The organism is Mesorhizobium sp. ZC-5, from assembly GCF_025753855.1.
GTDB lineage: Bacteria > Pseudomonadota > Alphaproteobacteria > Rhizobiales > Rhizobiaceae > Neomesorhizobium.
This window is the reverse complement of the sequence record NZ_JAOWPT010000032.1, coordinates 1-3,948: the sequence shown is the minus strand read 5'-3', so window position 1 is coordinate 3,948 and position 3,948 is coordinate 1. Positions and strand designations below refer to the sequence as shown.

The window sequence follows — 3,948 nt, the reverse complement described above, 5'->3', positions numbered from 1 at the left end:
AAGCACGAAAGGCCAGCCCTGGCAGATCAGCCTTTCCAGCGACCAGATCGATCAACTTCAACGCCGGCTGCAACGGACCAGGCGATCAAAGAAAGGTGCATCATGAAGCATTCGCGGACAACACCATGAGCACGACGATACTCGATCGGCTGATGCATCATTGCCATCTGCTTGAGTTCGATGGACGCAGCTATCGCCTCAAAGAGGCCGCTGAAGCCCTTGCTCGGGAAACAAAGTCAAACTAACAAATCCACCTCTGTCCTGTCTTGCGGGTGGGGGAGTTTGACTGACCCTACCCGGGGGAATTTGAAGTGACCCGCGGGGATCACCGCAGGCAAGGTGACTATAGTGCATGATCGCGCCGCGCACAGCCTGCGACATTAAAGGACTGTTTGACAATCTTCCACACGATCTCTTGCTGAAGGCAGTCAGGAAGCACGTCACATGCAAGTGGACTCTGCTGTACATCGAAGATGGCTGGCAGCACCGATGGAGAAGACGGAGCATCGTCGAGTGAGCACGCGGCACCCCGCAAGGAGGTGTTGTCAGCCCGATCTTGTCGAGCCTCTTCATGCGCTATGCATTTAATCTGTGGATGACGCGGACGCACCCTGACCTTCCATGGTGTCGATATGCTGACGATGGCCTTGTGCATTGCCGGAGTGATCACCAAGCAGAAGCCCTCAAGGTGGAGCTTGATTCTCGACTGGCAGCATGCGGGCTTCATATGCATCCGACAAAGACCAAGATGGTCTATTGCAAAGACCAAACGCGCAGGGGGAAATACCCGAATTCCTCGGGTATCAGTTCCGGCCGCGACGTGTAGCGAAGACACAGCGAAACGAGTTCTTTTGTGGCTACACGCCTGCTGCCAGCCCTCGGCAGTGAAATCGATACGGTCCACGATCAAAAGCTTGAACATCCCGCGGCAGACGCCGGGGACGCTGGCCGAAATAGCCAAACAGCTCAATCCACTTCTTCGGGAATGGATTGCTATGGCCGGTACAGTCGTTCGGTCTTTCCACTCTGGCTGATTGCGTTAATCAGAAACTCACGGCTTGTATCAGGCGAAAGTTCAAGCGTTTTCAGTTCCATAAGACACGCGCCAGTCTCATCTTGCGCGCAAGAAGAATCTTTTATGAAGAATGAGGAGCGTGGTCGGGTGCTGACAGTGTCCGGCCTCCGATGCGGCGTTCGACATGCCGCGGGCCCGTATGGGAGTTCGCGGATCGGGTCCAATTCAACCTCGCGCGCTCAAGACGCGTATCCATGATCTGGTTTTCCCGATCCCGTCTCGTTGACGGTTGCGCCATACTCTCCGTTCGACCTTCTCACACTTTGGCAGTCCGCTCAGGGGAGCGGACTATCCCGCCAAGGCTGGTGTCCGATAGGTTCCGCCCTTGGCCATTAATGCCCAGACGATGCGCGCCGTCTTATTGGCAAGGGCGACGATCACCAGCATGGGCGGCTTGCGGCTCAGCATCCGCGAGAGCCACGGATCAGCCGTCGCGCCCTTGCGCATTGCCCAGCGCACGGTAGCGCTGGCCCCAATGATCAGCAGCCGACGCAGCGTTCGTTCGCCGGGACGTTTCGCCAAGCTTCTGCTTTCCGCCCGTGGACCGTTGCAGCGGCGTGAGGCCAAGCCATGACGCGAAGTCGCGCCCTCTCTTGAAGGTTGCAGCCGAAGGAGCCAACGCTGCAAGAGCTGTTGCGGTAATCGGCCCTATCCCAGGAATCGTCATCAACCGTCTGGCTTCTGCATCTTCCCTGGCGCGTCGGGCGATCTCGCGGTCGAGCATGGCCACCCTCTCATCCAGCGAGCGGAGTTGCTCGACGAGCAGAGACAGGATCGGCCGGGCGGCTTCGGGGATGGCAGAATCCTTGTCCTCGATCGCCGCGACAAGCTTAGTCACATGGAAGAGACCCTGTGCGGCCAACAGCCCGAATTCAGCAAGATGGCCTCTTACCGCATTGATGGTTTGGGTCCGCTGGCGCACCACAAGATCGCGAACGCGAAACACCATCGCTGCGGCCTGCTCCTCTTCGCTCTTCACCGCAACGAACCGCATGGTCGGCCGCTGAGCCGCTTCACAGATCGCTTCAGCGTCAGCCGCATCGTTCTTCTGCCGCTTCACGAAAGGCTTGACGTAGCCCGGGGCGATCAGCCGGACGTCATGTCCCAGCTTCGCAATCTCCCGCGCCCAGTAATGGCTGCCGGCGCACGCTTCCATGGCAACCGTGCAGGCCGGCTGAGAAGCGAGGAACTCAAGAACGTGATCGCGGCGAAGCTTCTTTCTAAACAGGACGGCTCCCAACGCATCCGAGCCGTGCGCCTGGAACAGGTTCTTCGCCAGATCCAATCCGATTGTGTTAACTTCTAACATGGACGCCTCCGTTCAAGTGATGATCAACGACACCACTTTGGCACAGCGATGCCGTTGCGGGCGCCGTCCACATGGGGTAATCGCGGGAGCGACGTGCCCTGGAGCCGATCATAGCGTTGGAGGGTGGCTGTTCCCCGATAAGATGGAAAACGGGCTCACGACTGGATGCCGGGCCTAGCATCAACGGAGAACAGCCATGACAGAATATATCGGTCTCGACGTGTCGATGAAAGAGACGGCGGTGTCGATCCGACGTGGAGGCGAACGGATCTGGCGCGGAAAGTGCGCATCTGATCCCAACATCATTGCCGAGCTTGTCCGCAAGCGGGCGCCGGCCGCAAAGCGTGTCGTGTTCGAAACCGGCCCGCTGTCGGTGTGGTTCTATCATGCGTTGCGCGCCGAAGGATTGCCAGCCATCTGCATCGATGCGCGCCATGCCAAAGCCGCTCTCGATATGGCGGCGAACAAGACGGATGCGAATGACGCCGATGGTTTGGCGCATCTTGCTGAAGCGGGGTTCTTTCGCGAGGTGCGCGTGAAAGGCTTCGACAGTATGTTGACCCGCACGCTCGTGGCAGCACGCACCCGATTGGTCCGGATCACCGTCGAGCTTTCCAACCAGATCCGCGGGATCATGAAAACGTTCGGCCTGCTCGTCCCAGCAGGTAAGGGAACTACATTCGAAAAGAATGTCCGGAGCCTTCTTATCGATCAGAGCGAACTTGCTCCGATCGTGATACCAATGTTGGAGGCCTGGCGCGGCATTCGCATTCGCGCCGCCGAGCTCGGGCGCCAACTGGTTACGGATGCTCGTCAAAGCCAAGCCTGCCGCACCCTCATGTCGATCCCCGGCATCGGCGTGATCACCGCGACCTCTTTCGTCACCGCCATTGAGGATCCAAACAACTTCAAGAAGTCCCGCTCTGTCGCTGCTTGGATCGGCCTGACAACCCGCCGATACCAATCGGGAGAAGTCGATTATGACGGCCATATATCCCGGCGCGGGGATCGACATCTGCGAGGGCTTCTCTACGAAGCCGCCGCGGTCATCCTGACACGCTGTTCGACCGAAAGCAGCCTACGTACATGGGGTCTAAAGCTCCGGGAGAGGATCGGCTTCAAACGAGCCGCCGTGGCCGTGGCGCGCAAATTGGCGGTGATCATGCACACGATGCTCAAGACTGGCGAGCTCTTCAATCCGAGTGCAGGAGCCACGGCGTAAATCCAGATAGCGTTCAGAATCTGAGCGCCTGAGGCGTCCCTGCCGGGACGTGAGCCGAGCCATTCCGCTGATGGGGTTGCACCGCTGTCTCAGCAAAGTGCGTCGTCCACATTGAAGGCTCGTCCCGCGAAGCTCCATCATGCGGCGGCCGATGTCGACCGCGAAGACAACCATGCACCCGGCAGCGCCGTATCAACGCGATAGATGCTTGACGCCCAAGCTGCGATTAGTTTCCGTTGTGATCAAGCACGTTTTTCGACCCAGATGCGATCGGCTTTGACGAGCGCGTTGGCGGTGACGAGGAGCTTGCGCATAACCGCGACTATAGCGATTTTGGCTGGT

At 58.8% G+C, this 3,948-nt stretch carries 3 protein-coding genes and 1 pseudogene; 3 read left to right on the top strand and 1 reads right to left on the bottom strand.

The window, feature by feature from the left end:
- Together OHD58_RS30245 and OHD58_RS30240 are read left to right on the top strand one after the other, a co-directional pair.
- Positions 1-245 (top strand): ATP-binding protein (locus tag OHD58_RS30245; protein ID WP_263807279.1); only part of this gene is annotated, 245 nt, incomplete at its 5' end.
- A gap of 326 nt (positions 246-571) precedes the next feature.
- Positions 572-826 (top strand): reverse transcriptase domain-containing protein, encoded by a 255-nt coding sequence (locus tag OHD58_RS30240; protein ID WP_263807278.1) that lies wholly within the window; start codon positions 572-574, stop codon positions 824-826.
- A 537-nt stretch (positions 827-1,363) separates the two neighbouring features.
- On the opposite strand, the pseudogene OHD58_RS30235 reads toward OHD58_RS30240, so the two are convergent.
- A pseudogene (locus OHD58_RS30235) lies at positions 1,364-2,384 on the bottom strand (IS110 family transposase).
- 196 nt (positions 2,385-2,580) lie between these two features.
- Here OHD58_RS30235 and OHD58_RS30230 point away from each other — a divergent pair.
- Positions 2,581-3,606 (top strand): IS110 family transposase, encoded by a 1,026-nt coding sequence (locus tag OHD58_RS30230; protein WP_263807277.1) that lies wholly within the window; start codon positions 2,581-2,583, stop codon positions 3,604-3,606.
- Positions 3,607-3,948: the final 342 nt, after the last annotated feature.

Coding starts and splice junctions, on each gene's coding strand:
- OHD58_RS30240 (WP_263807278.1), top strand. CDS start 572: ATGCGCTATGCATTTAATCTGTGGATGACGCGGACGCACCCTGACCTT.
- OHD58_RS30230 (WP_263807277.1), top strand. CDS start 2,581: ATGACAGAATATATCGGTCTCGACGTGTCGATGAAAGAGACGGCGGTG.